The 16,348-nt window shown below is 71.5% G+C and carries 16 protein-coding genes and 2 tRNA genes; 10 read left to right on the top strand and 8 right to left on the bottom strand.

What is annotated here, in order from left to right:
• Window positions 1–50 precede the first annotated feature (50 nt).
• Window positions 51–1,325 (bottom strand): GNAT family N-acetyltransferase, encoded by a 1,275-nt coding sequence (locus tag ABEA15_RS15850; protein ID WP_345557216.1) that lies wholly within the window; start codon window positions 1,323–1,325, stop codon window positions 51–53.
• 302 nt (window positions 1,326–1,627) lie between these two features.
• On the opposite strand from ABEA15_RS15850, the gene ABEA15_RS15845 reads away from it, so the two are divergent.
• The 3 genes from ABEA15_RS15845 (at window position 1,628) to ABEA15_RS15835 (ending at window position 4,588) form a co-directional block, all read left to right on the top strand.
• Complete coding sequence (locus ABEA15_RS15845) at window positions 1,628–2,731, top strand: PP2C family protein-serine/threonine phosphatase (protein WP_344145602.1); 1,104 nt, start codon at window positions 1,628–1,630, stop codon at window positions 2,729–2,731.
• 150 nt (window positions 2,732–2,881) lie between these two features.
• On the top strand, window positions 2,882–4,225 hold the full coding sequence (gene mgtE / locus ABEA15_RS15840; RefSeq protein ID WP_345557215.1) for a magnesium transporter: 1,344 nt from the start codon (window positions 2,882–2,884) through the stop codon (window positions 4,223–4,225).
• A gap of 138 nt (window positions 4,226–4,363) precedes the next feature.
• Window positions 4,364–4,588, top strand: coding sequence for an antitoxin (locus ABEA15_RS15835; RefSeq protein WP_344145605.1), 225 nt, complete (start codon window positions 4,364–4,366; stop codon window positions 4,586–4,588).
• Between the two features lie 109 nt (window positions 4,589–4,697).
• On the opposite strand, the gene ABEA15_RS15830 is transcribed toward ABEA15_RS15835, so the two are convergent.
• Window positions 4,698–4,898, bottom strand: a complete 201-nt coding sequence (locus ABEA15_RS15830) for an ATP-binding cassette domain-containing protein (RefSeq protein WP_345557214.1) — start codon at window positions 4,896–4,898, stop codon at window positions 4,698–4,700.
• Between the two features lie 47 nt (window positions 4,899–4,945).
• Window positions 4,946–5,500 carry an ABC transporter ATP-binding protein gene (locus tag ABEA15_RS15825; protein ID WP_345557213.1) on the bottom strand — a complete coding sequence of 185 codons (555 nt, stop codon included), beginning with the start codon at window positions 5,498–5,500 and terminating at the stop codon, window positions 4,946–4,948.
• A 144-nt stretch (window positions 5,501–5,644) separates the two neighbouring features.
• Here ABEA15_RS15825 and ABEA15_RS15820 point away from each other — a divergent pair, with 144 nt between their 5' ends.
• Complete coding sequence (locus ABEA15_RS15820) at window positions 5,645–6,373, top strand: (2Fe-2S) ferredoxin domain-containing protein (protein ID WP_345557212.1); 729 nt, start codon at window positions 5,645–5,647, stop codon at window positions 6,371–6,373.
• A 160-nt stretch (window positions 6,374–6,533) separates the two neighbouring features.
• Here the strand turns inward: ABEA15_RS15820 and ABEA15_RS15815 are convergent, their stop codons facing one another.
• From ABEA15_RS15815 to ABEA15_RS15800, 4 genes are all read right to left on the bottom strand, one after another.
• Window positions 6,534–8,168: an MDR family MFS transporter gene (locus ABEA15_RS15815; RefSeq protein ID WP_344145608.1), complete on the bottom strand. Its 1,635-nt coding sequence runs from the start codon at window positions 8,166–8,168 to the stop codon at window positions 6,534–6,536.
• 93 nt (window positions 8,169–8,261) lie between these two features.
• Window positions 8,262–8,897: a TetR/AcrR family transcriptional regulator gene (locus ABEA15_RS15810; RefSeq protein ID WP_345557211.1), complete on the bottom strand. Its 636-nt coding sequence runs from the start codon at window positions 8,895–8,897 to the stop codon at window positions 8,262–8,264.
• A gap of 293 nt (window positions 8,898–9,190) precedes the next feature.
• A complete protein-coding gene (locus ABEA15_RS15805; protein ID WP_344145641.1) occupies window positions 9,191–11,083 on the bottom strand; it encodes an ABC transporter ATP-binding protein in 1,893 nt (630 codons plus the stop codon).
• 330 nt (window positions 11,084–11,413) lie between these two features.
• Window positions 11,414–11,917 carry an adenylyltransferase/cytidyltransferase family protein gene (locus ABEA15_RS15800; RefSeq protein WP_345557210.1) on the bottom strand — a complete coding sequence of 168 codons (504 nt, stop codon included), beginning with the start codon at window positions 11,915–11,917 and terminating at the stop codon, window positions 11,414–11,416.
• A gap of 198 nt (window positions 11,918–12,115) precedes the next feature.
• On the opposite strand from ABEA15_RS15800, the gene ABEA15_RS15795 reads away from it, so the two are divergent.
• From ABEA15_RS15795 to ABEA15_RS15785, 3 genes are all read left to right on the top strand, one after another.
• On the top strand, window positions 12,116–12,547 hold the full coding sequence (locus tag ABEA15_RS15795) for a DNA-binding protein (protein ID WP_345557209.1): 432 nt from the start codon (window positions 12,116–12,118) through the stop codon (window positions 12,545–12,547).
• Between the two features lie 146 nt (window positions 12,548–12,693).
• Complete coding sequence (locus ABEA15_RS15790; RefSeq protein ID WP_345557208.1) at window positions 12,694–13,152, top strand: hypothetical protein; 459 nt, start codon at window positions 12,694–12,696, stop codon at window positions 13,150–13,152.
• 88 nt (window positions 13,153–13,240) lie between these two features.
• The gene (locus ABEA15_RS15785) at window positions 13,241–13,363 is read left to right on the top strand and encodes a hypothetical protein (RefSeq protein WP_345557207.1); all 123 of its coding nucleotides are present in this window, start codon (window positions 13,241–13,243) and stop codon (window positions 13,361–13,363) included.
• Window positions 13,364–13,498: 135 nt separating this feature from the next.
• Here the strand turns inward: ABEA15_RS15785 and ABEA15_RS15780 are convergent.
• Window positions 13,499–13,572 (bottom strand) — tRNA-Gly (locus ABEA15_RS15780).
• Between the two features lie 113 nt (window positions 13,573–13,685).
• Here ABEA15_RS15780 and ABEA15_RS15775 point away from each other — a divergent pair.
• The 3 genes from ABEA15_RS15775 (at window position 13,686) to ABEA15_RS15765 (ending at window position 16,305) form a co-directional block, all read left to right on the top strand.
• Window positions 13,686–13,760: transfer RNA gene (locus tag ABEA15_RS15775), tRNA-Pro, on the top strand.
• Between the two features lie 228 nt (window positions 13,761–13,988).
• Window positions 13,989–15,428: a trigger factor gene (gene tig, locus ABEA15_RS15770; RefSeq protein WP_345557206.1), complete on the top strand. Its 1,440-nt coding sequence runs from the start codon at window positions 13,989–13,991 to the stop codon at window positions 15,426–15,428.
• A 271-nt stretch (window positions 15,429–15,699) separates the two neighbouring features.
• Window positions 15,700–16,305 (top strand): ClpP family protease, encoded by a 606-nt coding sequence (locus tag ABEA15_RS15765; RefSeq protein ID WP_344145643.1) that lies wholly within the window; start codon window positions 15,700–15,702, stop codon window positions 16,303–16,305.
• The last annotated feature ends 43 nt before the right edge of the window (window positions 16,306–16,348 follow it).

Raw genomic sequence — 16,348 nt, 5'->3', positions numbered from 1 at the left:
GGCGCCCTTCGTCATGTCCTCGCTACGGTCACCGATTTCCCATCAACGATCTAGAAGATGTTGCCGCAGTGCGGCCGGTCGGACCGGTGCAGCGCCGTGTCGAGCCGGTGCACGGCTCCCGGAGCCGCCTCGCTGATCAGTCCGGCGGCCAGGTAGCCGCCCAGGCGGGTATCGCCGAGGTAGGCGGCGCCCAGGTGCGAGACGTCCAGGCTGACGTCGGGCGCGGCTTCGGTCGAGGTGCAGCGGGCGGCGGTGGTGTCGGCGCTCAGCCGCCAGCGGCCGGCGTTCCACGGACAGTGGCGGTCGCGCACCTCGATCACCGCGTCCACCGGGGCCGCGTAGGTCCGCTTCTCCAGCGCGGCGGGCAGGTCGACGAGCCGGATCCACAGGTTGTCGACCTGGCGCCTGCGGACGCGGTAGGGATCGGCCAGCAGGTGCAGCAGCGGGTCGTCGGGCGCGGCCATGTCATGGGAGACCCGCTGCACCAGGTCGCGGGTGAGCACGTGCTCCCACAGCAGTGTGGCGGCGGCCGGCGCGGTGGAGTAGATCTCCTTCACCCGCAGGCTTCCCTCGGCGGCGCCGTGCTCGCTCCAGCGCTGCGCGGTGCGGTAGAGGACATAGCCCAGGGGGCCCGCGTCGTCCTCGGCGACGGCGCACTGCAGGGCGCTCTGGCCGCGGCGGTGCGCGGGCTTGTCGCGCAGCAGCGCGTCCCACCACGAGGTGTCGCGCTGGAACTCGCCGACGCGCTGGGCCGCGGCGGCCTTGTGCACCTCCTCCAGCTCCTTGCGCACGTCCTCGGCGCCGGCCAGGCGCAGCCGCAGGGCCGGGTCGCGCGGCGCCTCGGGGCGCAGAGCGGCCTCGCGGGTGTGCACGTCGAAGTCCACGGCCGCCGCCGCCGGTCCGTAGCCGAAGCGGCCGTAGATGCCTCCCTCGGAGGCGAACAGCGCGGCCACGTCCTCGCCCCGGTCGCGGATGTCGGCCAGCTGCCGGCGCATCAGCGCGCTGAGGACGCCGCGGCGCCGGTGGGTGGGCCACACGCCCACGTCGGTGACCCCGGCCACCCGGCGCGGGCCGCCGGGCATGGTCATGGTGAAGGAGTGGACTCCGGCCGCGCCCACACAGCGGGCCCCGTCGTAGGCCGCCAGGGTGCGGTCGGCCTCGACGCTCTCCCGCACCTCCTGGAAGTCGTAGTCGGGGATCAGCAGCGCCTCGTGGACGACGTGGACGGCCGCGGGCAGCTCGGACTCCTCGGGCACCCGGACGTCCCACCGCGCGCCCGGGTCCGGATCCGCCTCGTGAGCGGAGGATTCAGGGGAGAAGGACATATCCACTGTCTCTATCACCGTCCGCATTCCGGCGCGAGCGGTTTTTCGCTCACCGGTTGTGACCGGACCGCAGCCCGTTTTCCGGGTGTCCCGGACTGTGATTTCGCCGCGAATCGCCTGAGATCTCCGCACCGGACTGACGGACGGGCCATTATCCGCCCATACTGGAACGTGCGGGGTTGTATACGGGATTCGGTGTGTCAGCTGGGGGGATATCGGTTGGTCCCATACCGGGGACAGCGGCGTCGGGGCAGCAGGGGCGGCGTGCCGGGGGCGGCCGTGCGCGCTACAGTGCGGGCACAATGAACGCCAAGCCCACAGCCCGCGCCCTCCGCCATGTGCGCTCCCTGTGGCAGCGCGTGGCCGCGCTGCTGCGGCGCAAGGTGCTCTTCCGCTACCGGCTGGTGCTGATCACTCTGGTGCTGCTGGCGGTCGGCATCGGCGTGGGCGCGGTCTGGGGCCCGCCCGGATGGTTCCCGCCCAGCGCCGTGATCGTCACCGTGGTGGCGGGCGGCCTGCTGCTCAAACGCAAGAGCCTGGCGTTCCTGCTCGGGGTGGACGCCGCGGTGCTGCTGTTCACCGCCTTCACCCTGGACTTCTCCCAGGTCGGCCCCGGGCTGCTGGTGACCATCGGCGCGACCGCGGTGGTGGCCTATCTGCTCTCGGGTGTGCGCGAGCGCCTGGGCATGCAGGGGCTGAGCGGGGAGCGGATGCTGCTGGAACTGCGCGACCGGCTGCGCGCCCAGGGCGAACTGCCCCGCCTGCCGCACGGCTGGGGCGGAACCGCGGTGCTGCGCCAGGCCGGCGGCTCCTCCTTCGGCGGCGACTTCGTCGTCTCCATGCGCCAGGGCGACCGCCTGGAGGTGGCGGTGGTCGACGTCTCCGGCAAGGGCGTCGACGCCGGCACCCGCGCCCTGCTGCTCTCAGGCGCATTCAGCGGCCTGATCTCGGCCGTGCCCAGCGGCGAGTTCCTCGCCCACTGCAACGACCACCTCATCGGCACGGCCCTCGGCGAGGGCTTCGTGACGGCGGTGCACCTGAGCCTGGACCTGGAGAGCGGCGACTACCTGCTCGCCTCGGCGGGCCACCCGCCGGCGATGCAGTTCGACTACGGCGCCGGACGGTGGTCCTCCACCGAGGCCAAGGGGATCGTGCTGGGCGTGATGCCCGAGACCCAGTACACCCCGGTCAAGGGGCGGCTGCGCCCCGGCGACGCCATCATGCTCTACACCGACGGGCTGATCGAGACCCCCGGCGAGGACCTCGACGCCGGAGTGGACCGCCTGCTCGGCGCGGCCGACACCGCCGCACTCCAGGGCTTCGGCGCCGGCGCGGAGACCATCGTCAACTCGCTCAGCAAGGGCAAGAACGACGACACCGCGCTCGTGGTGATCTGGCGCGACTGAGACCGCCCGCGGCCGCAGCGTCCCGGGCGCCGCGCACGTGGCGGTAGGGTCGTCGTGTTCCCCGGGCAGACCAGTGGTGCCTCGTTGCCGTGTCCAGAGGCCCCCGCGCCCCAGCGGAGTTTTCGCGTTCGTCAGGAGGGGGTGCTCAGCATGGCCGAAGACGACTCCGGCGCGGAGCTGACCGAGCTGGTCGAAGCCAACGACCTCACCGGCATCCGGTTGTGGCTGGCCGAGCACCAGCCCTATGAGATCGCCGACGAGCTGGAACGCGTCTCCAGTCATATAGCCCTGGTCCCCTTCCGGCTGTTGGACAAGGACCGCGAGCTGGAGGTCTTCGAGGAGCTCGACCCGGTCCACCAGCAGGAGATCCTGCTGGGACTGCGCGCCACGGCGTTCCACGAGCTGCTGGAGTCGATGGACCCCGACGACCGGGCGCGGCTCATCGGCGAGGCCCCCGCCAAGATCGCCACCCGCGCCCTGGCCGGCCTCAGCCCGGCCCAGCGCAAGATGACCGCGGCACTGCTGGGCTACCCGGAGGGCTCGGTCGGGCGCTACATGACCCCCGAGACCGTCATCCTGCACCGCGACCTGACCGTCGGGCGCGCCCTGGAGGTGGTGCGGGCCAAGGGCGCCGACGCCGAGACGGTCTACACGCTTCCGGTGGTCGACGACGGCCGCCGCCTGGCCGGCACCGTGCAGCTCAGCGACCTCGTGATCAGCGACGACGACAGCCTGGTCAAGGACATCGTCGACGTGCTGGTGCCGCGGGTGAGCGCCACCGAGCCGGCCGAGGAGGCCGCCCGGCTGATGCAGCAGGCCAACATGGTCGCGATGCCGGTGGTGGACTCCGAGGAGCGCTTCGTGGGTCTGCTGACCTTCGACGACGCGTTGGAACTGATCGAGGCGGCCGACTCCGAGGACATCGCCCGCCAGTCCGGCGCCAGCCCGGTGGCCGGGCACTACGTCGCCGCGGGCGTCGTGCGCCTGGCCCGTGCACGCTCGGTTTGGCTGCTGCTGCTGATCGTCGCGGCCACGCTGACGGTCAACGTCATGCAGGGCTTCGAGGCGACCCTGGAGCAGGTGACCGCGCTCGCGCTGTTCGTGCCGATGCTGACCGGAACGGGCGGCAACGTCGGCTCCCAGTCGGCCACCGCGATCGTGCGCGCCCTGGCGGTGGGCGAGGTGCGGCTGCGCGACCTGCCCAAGGTGGCTTGGAAGGAGTCGCGGGTGGGCCTGCTGCTGGGACTGATGCTCGCCGCGATCGCGATGCTCATCGGCACGGCGCTGGTGGGTGCGCACATCGCGGTGGTCGTCGCCGCCTCGGTGATCGCCATCTGCACCTGGGCGGCGATCATCGGCAGCACGATGCCGCTGCTCGCCCGCCGCGTGGGAGTGGACCCCGCTGTGGTCTCGGCGCCCCTGGTCTCGACCCTCGTCGACGCGACCGGGCTGCTGATCTACTTCACGGTCGCGCGGCTGATCCTGGGCGTGTGACACCGGCGGCGGTCGGCCGGACGGCCCCGCCCGAGCCGCCGTCTGCGGATTACCCACAGGAGGAATAACGCGCTGCTGGCCGGGTATCGCGGAGGGCGACCGGACAAGCCCCGACGTGTCCGACAGGGGGTGGGCGACATGTCCGAAGGCAGCGCGTTCGACAGGCTCAAGCGCAAGGTCGGCGAGCACAGCGGGAAGGTCGAGCAGGGCGTCGGCAAGGTGAAGGACTTCGCCAAGCAGAAGACCGGCGGCAAGTACGACGACAAGATCGACAAGGCCGGGGACAAGGCGACGGAGTACCTGTCCGACGACCAGCAGCAGAACCGGGACCAGGGCGGCTCCGGCGAGCAGGGGCAGCGCTAGGCGCCCGCACCGCTACGCGGCGCACCGCGGCGGTCGCGGACCACGAACCCGCGGTCCGCGGCCGCCGCGTCGTGTGCGATTCGGCACCGAGGTCCGGGCCGGACGGTGCTCAGGCCGAGGCGTCGTCGGTCCGCGCGCTCCAGCGGCCGCCGCGGCGCTCGATGGCGATGGGGTGGTCGAAGCAGGCGGTGACCGGCTTGGTGGCCAGCGTCTCCTCGGCCTCTCCCGACGCGACGACCTGGCCGGCGCGCAGCAGCAGGGCGTGCGTGGTCGAGGCGGGCAGCTCCTCCAGGTGGTGGGTCACCAGCACGGTGGCCAGCTCAGGGTGCTCGCGGCGCAGTTCGTCGATGCCGGTGATCAGCTGCTCGCGGGCGGCGACGTCGAGCCCGGAGGCCGATTCGTCGAGCAGGAGCAGCCGGGTGCCGGCATAAGCGCGCGGGCGATCAGCAGCCGGCCGCGCTCGCCTTGGGAGAGCGTCGGCCAGGTGTCGTCGCGCAGCGCGCCCACGCCCATCGTCTCCATGAGGGCGTCGGCGCGGGCCGCCTGCTCTGGGGAGGGGCGCCAGCGCGGCGGCGGCTCGATGCTGCCGGTGGCGCCGGTCAGCACGATGTCGCGGCCGCTCAGCGCGGAGCGCAGATCGTGGCGCGGGTTGACGTGGCCGATGTGGCGCCGCAGCTCGCGGACGTCGGTGCGGCCGAGCCGCCGGCCGAGCACCTCGACGGTGCCGCGCGTGGGGTGCTGCTCGGCGCTGAGCAGGCTGAGCAGCGTGCTCTTGCCGGCGCCGTTGGGCCCGAGCAGGGCCCAGTGCTCTCCGGGGCGGACGACCACGCTCACGTGGTCGAGGAGCTTCTTGCCGGATCGGGCGACGTCGACACCGTCGGCTGCGAGGACGGGAGAGGTCGGGGAGGTCACCGGTCCAGGGTAGCGGCGTTCTCCGGCGGCGGCGGCGTGTCGGCTGTCTGAAATGTCTGGATACCGTGGTGTCGAGGGCCGTGTGCCGCGAACCCCCGGGAGCGCGGACGGCCACCACCGCCGGCCAGCGAGGAGCAGACACCGGTGACCCCGACAGGCCGACCCTGCCGACTGATCGTGTGCCGCGGCTGCTGCTGCGGCACGGCCGAGAAGCGGCCCGGCGTCGACCACGAGGGCCAGCTGAAGCGGCTGAGCGGCCTGCGCGACGGCGCCGGGCGCGACGTCCCCGTGCGCACGAGCACCTGTCTTGGGCCGTGCTTCCAGGCCAACGTCGTGGTCGTGCAGCCCTCGGCGGAGGGGCGCGAGGGGGGCGGGCGACCGGTCTGGCTCGGCGGGTTCACCGAGGACCGGCTGATCGACGACCTCGACGACTGGATCCGCGCGGGCGGACCCGGCACTGCGCCGCTGCCGGAGTCCCTGGCGGAGCGCGTCACGTCCAAGGACGCCAAGAAGCCGAAGAAGGACAAGAAGTCCAAAAAGGCGAAAAAGGACAAGAAGGCCGAGAAGGCGAAGAAGGGTAAGGCGCAGAAGAGTCGCAGTGCGGCCGCCCGGACGGATGGGGCGGGGGAGCCGCCCGAAGGGAAGAGCGGCAGGAAGTCCAAGAACGACAAGAAGAAGTCCAAGAAGGACAAGAAGGCGAGAAAGGCCGCGAAGGGCGGGGAGGGCCCGTCCGGGACGCGGCCGCCCGGCAGGCCGGACGGCAAGGACGGCAACGACGGCGAGGACGGCAAGCAGGCCGGGAAGAGCCGCAAGCGGAGGAAGGCCGGCGGCGGGGGCCGCACCGAGAAGCCGGCGAAGCGGGCGAAGGAGTAGGTTCGCGCCGAGCCGCCCCGGCCGGGGCGGGTCTACTTCTGCGAGAGGGGTGCGGGGCGGCCGCGTGCCCGGCGTCCGCCCCGCACCCGCTTGGGACCGCTGCGGCCGCCCCCCGTAGGCCGCCCGCAGCGGGCCCCTGCCCCGCGGCTCCCGCTTGTGGCTAGTCGCCGACCGGGGCCGCGGCGGGCTTCGGGTCGCCGCCGGCGCCGCCCTCCGCGTCGCCGCCGCTCGTGCCCACTGTGGTGGCCAGCGCCTTCTCGCGGATGAAGAACGCCAGCACGAATCCGAGCAGCACGACCGGCACGCCGTAGATGAAGATCGGCGGCAGGGCGTCGGCGAAGGCGTGCACGATCAGCTGCTGGGCCTGCTCGGGCATCCGCGCCAGCATGTCCGGGGTCAGCGAGCTCAGCCCGGCCTCGCCGCCCCGGGCCTGCAACTGGGACGAGGCCGCACCGGGCATGGCGGCCACCTCGTCGTTGAGCCGGCTGACGAAGATCGAGCCGAACACCGCGATGCCGAGCGAGGCGCCGATCTGGCGGAAGTAGTTGGTGGCCGAGGTGGCCGTGCCGAGGTAGCGCTGCGGCGCCGAGTTCTGCACGATCAGCACCAGGTTCTGCATCACCATGCCCACACCCAGGCCGAGCACCAGCATGGCCGACGCGTTGTACAGGTAGGAGGTGTCGGCGTCCATCCGCGAGAGCAGCACCAGGCCGGCGGTGATCACCGCGGTGCCGGCGATCGGCCAGACCTTGTAGCGCCCGGTCCGGCTGATGATCTGGCCGGTGGTGATGGTGGCGGTCAGCATGCCCGCGACCATCGGGATCATCCGCAGCCCCGACTCCGTGGCGCTGGCGCCGTTGACCATCTGCAGGAAGGTCGGCAGGTAGGACACCGTGGAGAACATCGCGATGCCCACGGTGATGCCCACCAGCGAGGTCAGCACGAACTCGCGGTCGGCGAACAGGCGCAGCGGGATGATGGGCTCGGCCGCGTAGCGCTCGGCGAGCACGAACAGCGCTGCGGCGGCCGCGGCGCCGGCGCCCAGGCCGATGATCACCGGGCTGGACCAGTCGTACTCGGTGCCGCCCCAGCTGCTGACCAGTACCAGGCACACGCTGGCCGCGGCCAGCAGGAGCGTGCCCGCGTAGTCCAGCCGGGGGCGCGGGCCCGACGGCCGGGGCAGCTTCAGCACGATGCTGGTGACCAGCAGCGCGGCGGCGCCCAGCGGCAGGTTGATGTAGAAGATCCAGCGCCAGGAGAGGTGGTCGGTGAACACCCCGCCCAGCAGCGGGCCGGCGACCGACGCGAGGCCGAAGACGCCGCCGATGAAGCCCATGTAGCGACCGCGGTCGCGGGCGGAGACGATGTCGGCGATGATGGCCTGCGCGCTGATCATCAGCCCGCCGCCGCCGATGCCCTGCAGGGCGCGGAAGAGGATGAGCTGGTTCATGTCCTGGGCCATGCCGCACAGCACCGACCCCAAAAGGAACACGATGATGGCGAACTGGAACACGACCTTGCGGCCGAAGAGGTCGCCGGCCTTCCCGTAGATCGGCATGCCGACGGTGGCGGCCAGCATGTAGGCGGTGACCACCCAGGAGAGGTGCTCCAGTCCGTTCAGCTCGCCCACGATGGTCGGCAGGGCCGTGGAGACGATGGTCTGGTCCAGGGCGCCGAGCAGCATCGTCAGCATGACCCCGAAGAAAACCCACATCACCGTGCGCCGCGGTAGCGGCCCCGCGGAGTCCTGCTCCGGCGCGGGCCCGGGCGGCTGCTGCCCCCGAGTCGATGTCATCGGCGGATTCTCGCTTCCCTGGTCGGATGTGGTGCGGACCAAGCGCCCCGCCGTGCGGGGAGGCCGTCCGCTGCGTGTGGACCGGTGCGTGTTCTAGGCAGCCGGGCGGAAGGTGCGGCGGAGCGCGTCGAAGGCCTGGTCGAACAGTGCGCGGAGCTCGGACACGTCGTCCCGGGCGTCCGCGGAGCCGTCGGCGCCCGCATGGGTCTGCAGCCGGCGCATGGAGAACCGCATGGCGGTGATACCCAGCGACGCGACGATCTGCGGGCGGATGTCGTCGGGGTCCTCGCCGAGGCGCTCGGCGACGCTTTCGCCCACGTACCGCTCCATGTCGGCGAAGGCGGCCATGACCCGCGGCACCAGGTGCGGCTCCCGCTGCGCGAGCCGCTTGCGCTCGTGGACGTCGGCCAGCCGCTGGCCCAGGTCCTCCGCGTCGGAGTCGGCCAGCGGGGAGAACAGGAAGATCTTCAGGTCGTCCAGCAGGTCGCCGGTGGGGCCGTGGGCGACGAAGACCGCACGGGCCTCGTCGTCCGGGCGCGGCGGCCCGTCGCCGACGATCGCCTCCTCCTTGGAGGAGAAGTAGTTGAAGAACGTGCGCTTGGAGACGTCGGCGGCGGCCGCGATGTCGTCGACGGTCACGTGCTCCGAGCCGCGCTCGACGGCCAACCGGACCGCCGCCCGCTGGAGGGCGCGCCGCGTGGTCGCCTTCTTGCGCTCGCGCAGGCCCATGGTCCACCTCCTCGGCCGAGTCCGGAGGCGCTCTCCGCATCTCCCGTTCAATGATTGCACTTGATGAAAAAATGCGCAAAGTGAATTAATGCGTGACGTGTATCTCGTTGTCCGTAGGCGTCCCATCCGCATGGGGGCGGCTCCGCCGCTGCGGCGCGGCCGCACCGGCGGCTGCGCGCGGCGCGCAGAGCTGAAAGGGTGTCTGGATTGCGCGAGAGCGCGAGCCGCGGCGCAGGCTCCGGTCCCTGCCCGCCCGGCGAAGGCGCGGGGCCGATGCGCGGCCGCCTGAGCGCTCAGGCGCGCGTGGCGGCGGTGCCCCGCTCCTCCTTCTCCTGCGAGGCGAACTGGGTGCGGTACAGCGCCGTGTACAGGCCGCCCTCGCGCAGCAGCTCCTCGTGGGTGCCCCGCTCCAGAATCCGGCCGTCCTCCAGCACCAGGATCTGGTCGGCCTCCCGCACGGTCGCCAGGCGGTGCGCGATCACCAGTGAGGTGCGCCCGGCGAGCGCGGTGCGCAGCGCCTCCTGCACCGCCGCCTCGGACTCCGAGTCCAGGTGCGCGGTCGCCTCGTCCAGCACCACCACCGAGGGCGCCTTGAGCAGCAGGCGCGCGATCGCCAGCCGCTGCTTCTCGCCGCCGGAGAGGCGGTAGCCCCGGTCGCCGACCATCGTGTCCAGGCCGTCGGGCAGGTTGGCCAGCAGGCTCTCCAGCTGCGCGGCGCGCATGGCCTCGACCAGCTCCTCGTCGGTGGCGTCGGGGCGTGCGTAGCGCAGGTTGGCTCCCACGGTGTCGTGGAAGAGCTGCGGGTCCTGGGTCACCACGCCCGTGGCGTCGCGCAGCGAGCGGTCGGTCGCCTCGCGCAGGTCGACGCCGCCGATGCGCACCGAGCCCTCCAACGGGTCGTACAGCCGCGACACCAGGTGGGTCAGCGTCGTCTTGCCGGCACCCGAGGGGCCCACCAGAGCGACGAGCCGGCCGGCCTCGGCGGTGAAGGACACGTCGCTGAGGACCTGGGTGTCGGCCGTGGTCTCGGCCTGCGGGGTCAGCTCCAGCGACTCCAGCGACGACTCGTCGGCGGTGGGGTAGCGGAAGGAGACGCCGTCGAACTCCACCGACAGCGGGCCGTCGGGCAGGTCGCGGGCGTCGGCGCTCTGCGCGATCATCGGCTTCAGGTCGAGCACCTCGAACACGCGGTCGAAGCTGACCAGCGCCGTCATGACCTCCACGTGCACGTTCGACAGTGCCGTGATGGGCGCGTAGAGGCGCGTGAGCAGGGTCGTCATGGCGACGAGCGTGCCCAGCTCGAAGGCGCCGCCGATGACCAGGTTGCCGCCGACGCCGTAGACCACCGCGGTGGCCAGCGAGGTGATCAGCCCGATCATGGTGAACAGCAGCCCGCCGTAGACCGCCTGGGCGACGCCGACGTCGCGTACGCGCGCGGCGCGCTCGGCGAACGAGTCGGCCTCCTCCTCGGGGCGGCCGTAGAGCTTGACCAGCATCGCACCGCCGACGTTGAACCGCTCGGTCATCAGCGAGCTCATGCCGGCGTTGAGGTCCATCCCGTCGCGGGAGATCTCGGCGACCTTGCGGCCGATCAGCTTCGCCGGCAGGAGGAACAGCGGGACCAGCAGCAGCGCGATCAGGGTGATCTGCCACGACAGCAGCGCCATCGTCGTGATCACGGCGACCGCGCTGATGAGGTTGGAGACCACCGACTGCAGCACCGAGGTGATCGCGCGCTGGGCGCCGACGACGTCGGTGTTGAGGCGGCTGATGAGCGAGCCGGTCTGGGTGCGGGTGAAGAAGGCCAGCGGCATGCGCTGGACGTGCCGGAAGACCTGCGTGCGCAGCAGGTAGATGACGCCCTCGCCGATGCGCGAGGACAGCCAGCGGCTGGTCAGGCCGAGCGCGGCCTCGAACACCGCGAGCAGCGCGACCCCGACGGCCAGCATCGCCACCAGCGAGGTGTCCTGCTGCGATACGCCCCGATCGATGATGGCCTTGAGGAGCAGCGGGTTGGCGACGACGATGCCGGAGCTGACGGAGGTCGCCAGCAGGAAGAGCACGATCGCGCGCCAGTGCGGCCGGGCGTAGTCCGCGATGCGCCGGACGGTGCCCGGCGGCAGGCTGGTGCGCTTCGCGCTGCCGTCGTTGACCAGCGACCGGTAAATCGGGGGGCCGCCGCCCATCCCGCCCGTCATCATGGCGCTACCCCGTTCCAATCCGTCTCAGCCGCGATCCCGGCGCCCGTTGCCACAGGTCGCAGGAGGTCGCGGACAGGTGTTCGTACGGATGTGTCAACACCGCCGACACATACCTGCTTCCCCGCTGCTCCGCGCGGATGCGGGGGCGTGGGGAGGCTACCGGCTCGCCCGCGCGGTGCAGTGGGGCGGGCCGGGAGGGAAGCCGTGCGGGAGGCCGAAGGGGAGGCGGCCGCGGCCGGGCGGGTCGGCGACCGCTGCGAGGCTCCGGGCCCCCAGGGGTTCGGAGCCTCGACAGACTCCGGGCTCCGGCGGAAGCTACGGGGACCCGGACAGGCGGCTCAGCGCGGCGCTGGTCGAGCGGCCCCGGGTCATGGGCATCTCCCACGCCTCGGCGCCGAGCGCGTCCGCGCCGCGCCGCTTGGCCTCGGTGTGCGGGTCGCCGTCGGTGAAGGCCAGCGCCGCGATGCCCAGGGGGCGCAGGAGGTCGGCATAGGCGTCCCAGCTCGTCACGTCGCCGGGGCCGGAGATCACGAAGACCCCGTCCACGCAGCTCAGCGCGGACAGCACCTCGGCGCGCTCGTCATCGGGGTTCACCGGCCGGCTGGGGCCCTTCCACCCGCGTACACGCGCGTCGTCCTCCACCCCTACAACCAGCGGAAGGTCGGGCCGGCGCCGCCGGACGTCGGAGAGGAACCGGACGTGCCCCACGTGCAGCACGTCGAAGGCGCCGGTGACCACGACGGGAGCGGCAGGGGAGTCGGGCCGGGAGAACCAGCGCAGCGTCAGAGAGGGCACCTGCAGCGGATCAGGGTTCGTCATCACTCACCTTCACGGCCGGCACAGCTACCTCGGTCGGCTACCCATCCGGCTCCGCCCGCACAGACAACATATCCGCGCGGTCCGGTATTCCGTTGCAAACAAAGTGTTCAACACGATACGTTGAAAACATAATGTTCAACATCGCGTCCGACGTGCCGGACGCGTCCATGACGCCGGCGAACCGATCCGGAGGGACCCATGACCGGCAGCAGCCGCGACCCCGCCACCGCCTTCACCCCGCCCTCCGCCGACGCGGCCCGCCGCGAGCGCGAGTACACCGCCCTGTTCCACATCACCCGGCGCCACGCGGCCGGCGAGGCCCGCCGCCGCTGGGAGGAGGACTCCATGGTCATGGAGCCGCTCGACGCCGTCCGCCGGGTCCACGACCTCGCGGCCGGCGGCGCCGAGCGCGAACCGGGCGAGGAGGAACCGGACCACACCGACATCAACGCGGCGCTCACCCTGGCCCCGCGCATGCGCGCCGACCTCGACGCCCTGGAGTCGGGCCTGCTCACCATGGCCCGCGGCCGCGACATGACCTGGCAGGAGATCGCCTTCGGGCTCGGCCTCAGCACCCCGCAGGCAGCCCGCCAGCGCCACGACCGCCTCAACGGCCGAACGGGGGAGTGAGCCCGCTGCCGCGCCTCCCGACTCCCTCGGGCGATTGTCCTCCCTTGGGGATACCGGTTCGCTGCGATGGTAGCCGCGCGACTCCAGCCCGAGGAGGGTTGAAAGGGAGTGGCATAAGCCGGTAGCGCAGCGCGGAGGAGTCGCTGATGCGGGCGTGCAGGCGCGGGGAGATCATGGAGGACAAGGTGCACGCTCCCCGCATGCTGATCACCGCGATGATCCTCGGCGGCATCGGAGTCGTGATCGGCCTCATCGGCGGGTTCGGCGCGCTGCTCGTCGGCGGCCTCGGCTCGACCTTCGAGAACGGGGGCCCGGGAAACTTCGTCGGGCTCGCCTTCACTGCCGGGTTCATCGGCGTCGCGGCGGTCATCGGTGGCGCGCTGGTCAGAGGAGCGTCCAAGACCGCCGCCCTGCTGCTTCTGGTCTCCGGTGTCGGCGGCTTCCTCGCGGTGTCGACGGCATGGATTGTCGCCGGACCGCTGCTGATCGTCGGCGCACTTCTCGCCTGGTTCGGCAGCGGCAGGCCAGGGGCGGTCACCGCCCGTCCGCCCCCGCAGCCCGAACCCAAGAGCGGCCCCGGAGGCGGCCCCGGAACGGAGCCCTGACCGCCCGCGCCGCTCCCGGCGCCTGCCCGCGCACCCCCGGTCGGCACCGCCGCCGCTGTCCGGCATCGGCGGCTTCATCGCGGTGTCGATGGGATGGCTGGTCGCCGACCCGCTGCTGATCGCCGGCGCGCTCCTGGCGTGGTTCGGCCGCAGGGGGACGAAGGCAGCGCCCGCCCGACACCCCACGCCCGAGCAGAACCCGGTGCCCTGACAACGGGGCCCCGCCGACCGCCGCCTCGCGGCGCCCGGCCGTGCCGGAACCGGGCGGCGCTCGCGCCGATCAGCACCCTCGACGACCAAGGGCCAGGCCCGCCGGTTCTCCCGGCTGACCTGGCCCTTTGCTCTGTGGAGCGGGCGACGGGAATCGAACCCGCATGGCCAGCTTGGAAGGCTGGAGTTCTACCATTGAACTACGCCCGCGTGGCGTCAGTGCCCCGGAGTTTCCTCTAGACTCGTGGGGCCGACGGAGACCAGACTACAGTCTTCGCAGCGCGGGTTGTGCCAAATTTTCGCGGGCACCGGCGCGAGGTTCACGGGGAGTAGCGCAGCTTGGTTAGCGCGCATGCTTTGGGAGCATGAGGCCGCGGGTTCGAATCCCGCCTCCCCGACAAGAAGACTCGTGGCGCCGGGCGCGTGCCGCGTGCGCCGTGAGGGCCGCTCTGACTGCCCTAGACTTGGCACGATCAGCAGGAAAACGCCAAAGCCAGTCTCGGGCCCCGCAGCTCGGTGACACACAGCCTGCGCCGGCCTGCCGGTACGTCAGTCCGGTGGCCGGGAGTGTGCCCTGCGTGCCGGGTCGTCCCGGAAAACTGCCCGCAATCTAGGAGTACCGCCCCGTGAAGACCGATGTCGAGGAGCTCAGCCCGACCCGGGTCAAGCTGACCATCGAGGTTCCCTTCGAGGAACTTGAGCATGCCTTCGACGTGACCTACAAGTCGCTCGCCAAGCAGGTGCGCATCAAGGGCTTCCGCCCCGGCAAGGCGCCCGCTCGGCTGATCGACCGGCACGTCGGGCGCGGAGCGGTGATCAGCGAAGCGGTGAACCACGCCGTCCCGGAGCTGTACAACGAGGCCATCCAGAAGGAGGAGATCTTCGCTCTCGGCCAGCCCGACGTGGAGGTCACCAAACTGGAGGACAACGACGAGCTCGCCTTCACGGCCGAGGTCGACGTCCGACCCAAGTTCGAGGTGCCCGACTACGAGGGCATGCAGGTCACCGTCGACGACGCCGAGGCGACCGAGGAGCAGGTCGAGGAGCAGGTGGGCAACCTGCGCGAGCGCTTCTCCACCCTCGTCGGCGCCGGGCGGCCGGTCCAGCAGGGCGACCACGTCTCCATCGACCTCTCCGCCTCCGTCGACGGCGAGCCGCTCGAGGACGTGCAGACCAGCGGCCTCTCCTACGAGGTCGGCACCAACACCATCCTCGAAGGCCTCGACGACGCCCTCGAGGGCATGTCCGAGGAGGAGTCGGCCACCTTCTCCACCAAGCTCGTCGGCGGCGAGTACGAGGGCCAGGACGCCGACGTCACCGTCACGGTGCACAGCGTCAAGGTCAAGGAGCTGCCGGAGCTCGACGACGAGTTCGCGCAGATGGCCAGCGAGTTCGACACCATGGAGGAGCTGCGCGCCGACATCCGCTCGCGGATGGCGCAGGTCCGCCGCCTCCAGCAGCTCAACCAGGGCCGCGACCGCGCCCTGGAGAAGCTGGTCGAGTCGGTCGAGATCCCGCTGCCCGACTCCGTGGTCGGCGAGGAGGTCGACCGCCGCAACCAGAGCCTGGAGCAGCAGCTCTCCCAGAGCGGCCTGAGCAAGGAGTCCTATCTGGAGTCCCAGGGCCAGTCGGAGGAGGAGTTCGAGGAGGAGCTCAAGACGGGCGCCACCTCCGCGGTCAAGGCCGGGTTCATCCTGGACCAGATCGCGATCGAGGAGGAGCTCTCGGCTGACAACAGCGAGCTCACCCAGTACGTCGTGGAGCAGGCCCAGCGCATGGGCGTCTCGCCCGACCAGCTCGCCAACCACCTCGTCGAGTCCAACCAGATCCAGGTGGCCTACACCGAGGTCGTCCGGGCCAAGGCGCTGGACCTGGTGATGGAGAAGGCCACCATCACCGACGAGTCCGGCAACGTGGTCGAGCGGGAGACCGAGGACGAGGCCGGTGCCGGCGAGGCCGAGTCGGCCGCCGACGCCGAGGCCGCGGTCGCCGAGGGAGCCGAGGAGCTGGACACCGGGTCCGACAGCCCCGAGGTCCGCGACAGCGCCGAGGCCGAGCAGAGGTAGTCCGCTGCCTGTGCCCCGCCCGGGGAGAGGTACCGCGCGTTGTCGCATCACGAGCATTCGAGCCCCGCACCGCCCGCCCGGGTCGGCGCGGGGCTCGTTCGCTCATTGCGGAAAGTCCAGGCAGGCGCCGCGGCCACCTGCGCTCAAAGCGAACAGGCCCGCCAATCGTGCGAGCCGAACCGCTGCGGGCGTTAGTGTCGCAGGCGTCGCAACCGTTTCGAGTCCGGAGCAGGTGACGAGAGTGCCGCCGACCTTCAATGAGTCCCAGGGAATCGACGCCCGTACGCCCGAGTCGCCTTTTCCCTCGATGTACGAGCATACGTCCCAGCGCCTGCTGCGCCAGCGCATCGTCTTCCTCGGCCAGCAGGTCGACGACGAGATCGCCAACCGCATCGTGGGCGAGCTGCTGCTGCTGTCGGCCGAGGACCGCCAGCGCGACATCACGCTTTACATCAACTCGCCCGGCGGTTCGGTTACCGCCGGCATGGCCATCTACGACGTCATGCAGTACATCCCCAACCACGTCCGCACGGTGGGGATGGGAATGGCGGCGTCCATGGGCCAGCTCCTGCTGTGCGCCGGCGCGCCCGGCAAGCGCTACGCGCTGCCGCACACCCGCGTCATGATGCACCAGCCCTCCGGCGGGATCGGAGGCACCGCCTCCGACATCCGCATCCTGGCCGACCAGCTGCTGTACGTGAAGCGGATGTTCTTCGAGCGCGTCTCGCTGCACACCGGCCAGGCCCAGGAGCAGATCGAGAAGGACGCCGACCGCGACCGCTGGTTCACCGCCCAGGAGTCCAAGGACTACGGCTTCATCGACGAGGTGCTCGAGGGAACCCTCGACGTGACCGGGGAGCAGTCGCAGGCCGGGTGACCGGCGAACCCATCCGTGTGGACAGGTGCACTGTGGAAGGCCA

Source organism: Streptomonospora halophila, assembly GCF_039542725.1.
Taxonomy (GTDB): Bacteria; Actinomycetota; Actinomycetes; order Streptosporangiales; family Streptosporangiaceae; genus Streptomonospora; species Streptomonospora halophila.
The sequence above is the reverse complement of the archived record's forward strand: the minus strand, read 5'-3'. Positions and strand labels throughout refer to the sequence as shown.

Bases quoted from the DNA above. Each gene is read 5' to 3' on its own strand.
- ABEA15_RS15850 (WP_345557216.1), bottom strand. From the start codon at position 1,325: ATGTCCTTCTCCCCTGAATCCTCCGCTCACGAGGCGGATCCGGACCCG.
- ABEA15_RS15845 (WP_344145602.1), top strand. From the start codon at position 1,628: ATGAACGCCAAGCCCACAGCCCGCGCCCTCCGCCATGTGCGCTCCCTG.
- mgtE (WP_345557215.1), top strand. From the start codon at position 2,882: ATGGCCGAAGACGACTCCGGCGCGGAGCTGACCGAGCTGGTCGAAGCC.
- ABEA15_RS15835 (WP_344145605.1), top strand. From the start codon at position 4,364: ATGTCCGAAGGCAGCGCGTTCGACAGGCTCAAGCGCAAGGTCGGCGAG.
- ABEA15_RS15815 (WP_344145608.1), bottom strand. From the start codon at position 8,168: ATGACATCGACTCGGGGGCAGCAGCCGCCCGGGCCCGCGCCGGAGCAG.
- ABEA15_RS15810 (WP_345557211.1), bottom strand. From the start codon at position 8,897: ATGGGCCTGCGCGAGCGCAAGAAGGCGACCACGCGGCGCGCCCTCCAG.
- ABEA15_RS15805 (WP_344145641.1), bottom strand. From the start codon at position 11,083: ATGGGCGGCGGCCCCCCGATTTACCGGTCGCTGGTCAACGACGGCAGC.
- ABEA15_RS15800 (WP_345557210.1), bottom strand. From the start codon at position 11,917: ATGACGAACCCTGATCCGCTGCAGGTGCCCTCTCTGACGCTGCGCTGG.
- ABEA15_RS15795 (WP_345557209.1), top strand. From the start codon at position 12,116: ATGACCGGCAGCAGCCGCGACCCCGCCACCGCCTTCACCCCGCCCTCC.
- ABEA15_RS15790 (WP_345557208.1), top strand. From the start codon at position 12,694: ATGCGGGCGTGCAGGCGCGGGGAGATCATGGAGGACAAGGTGCACGCT.
- ABEA15_RS15785 (WP_345557207.1), top strand. From the start codon at position 13,241: ATGGGATGGCTGGTCGCCGACCCGCTGCTGATCGCCGGCGCGCTCCTG.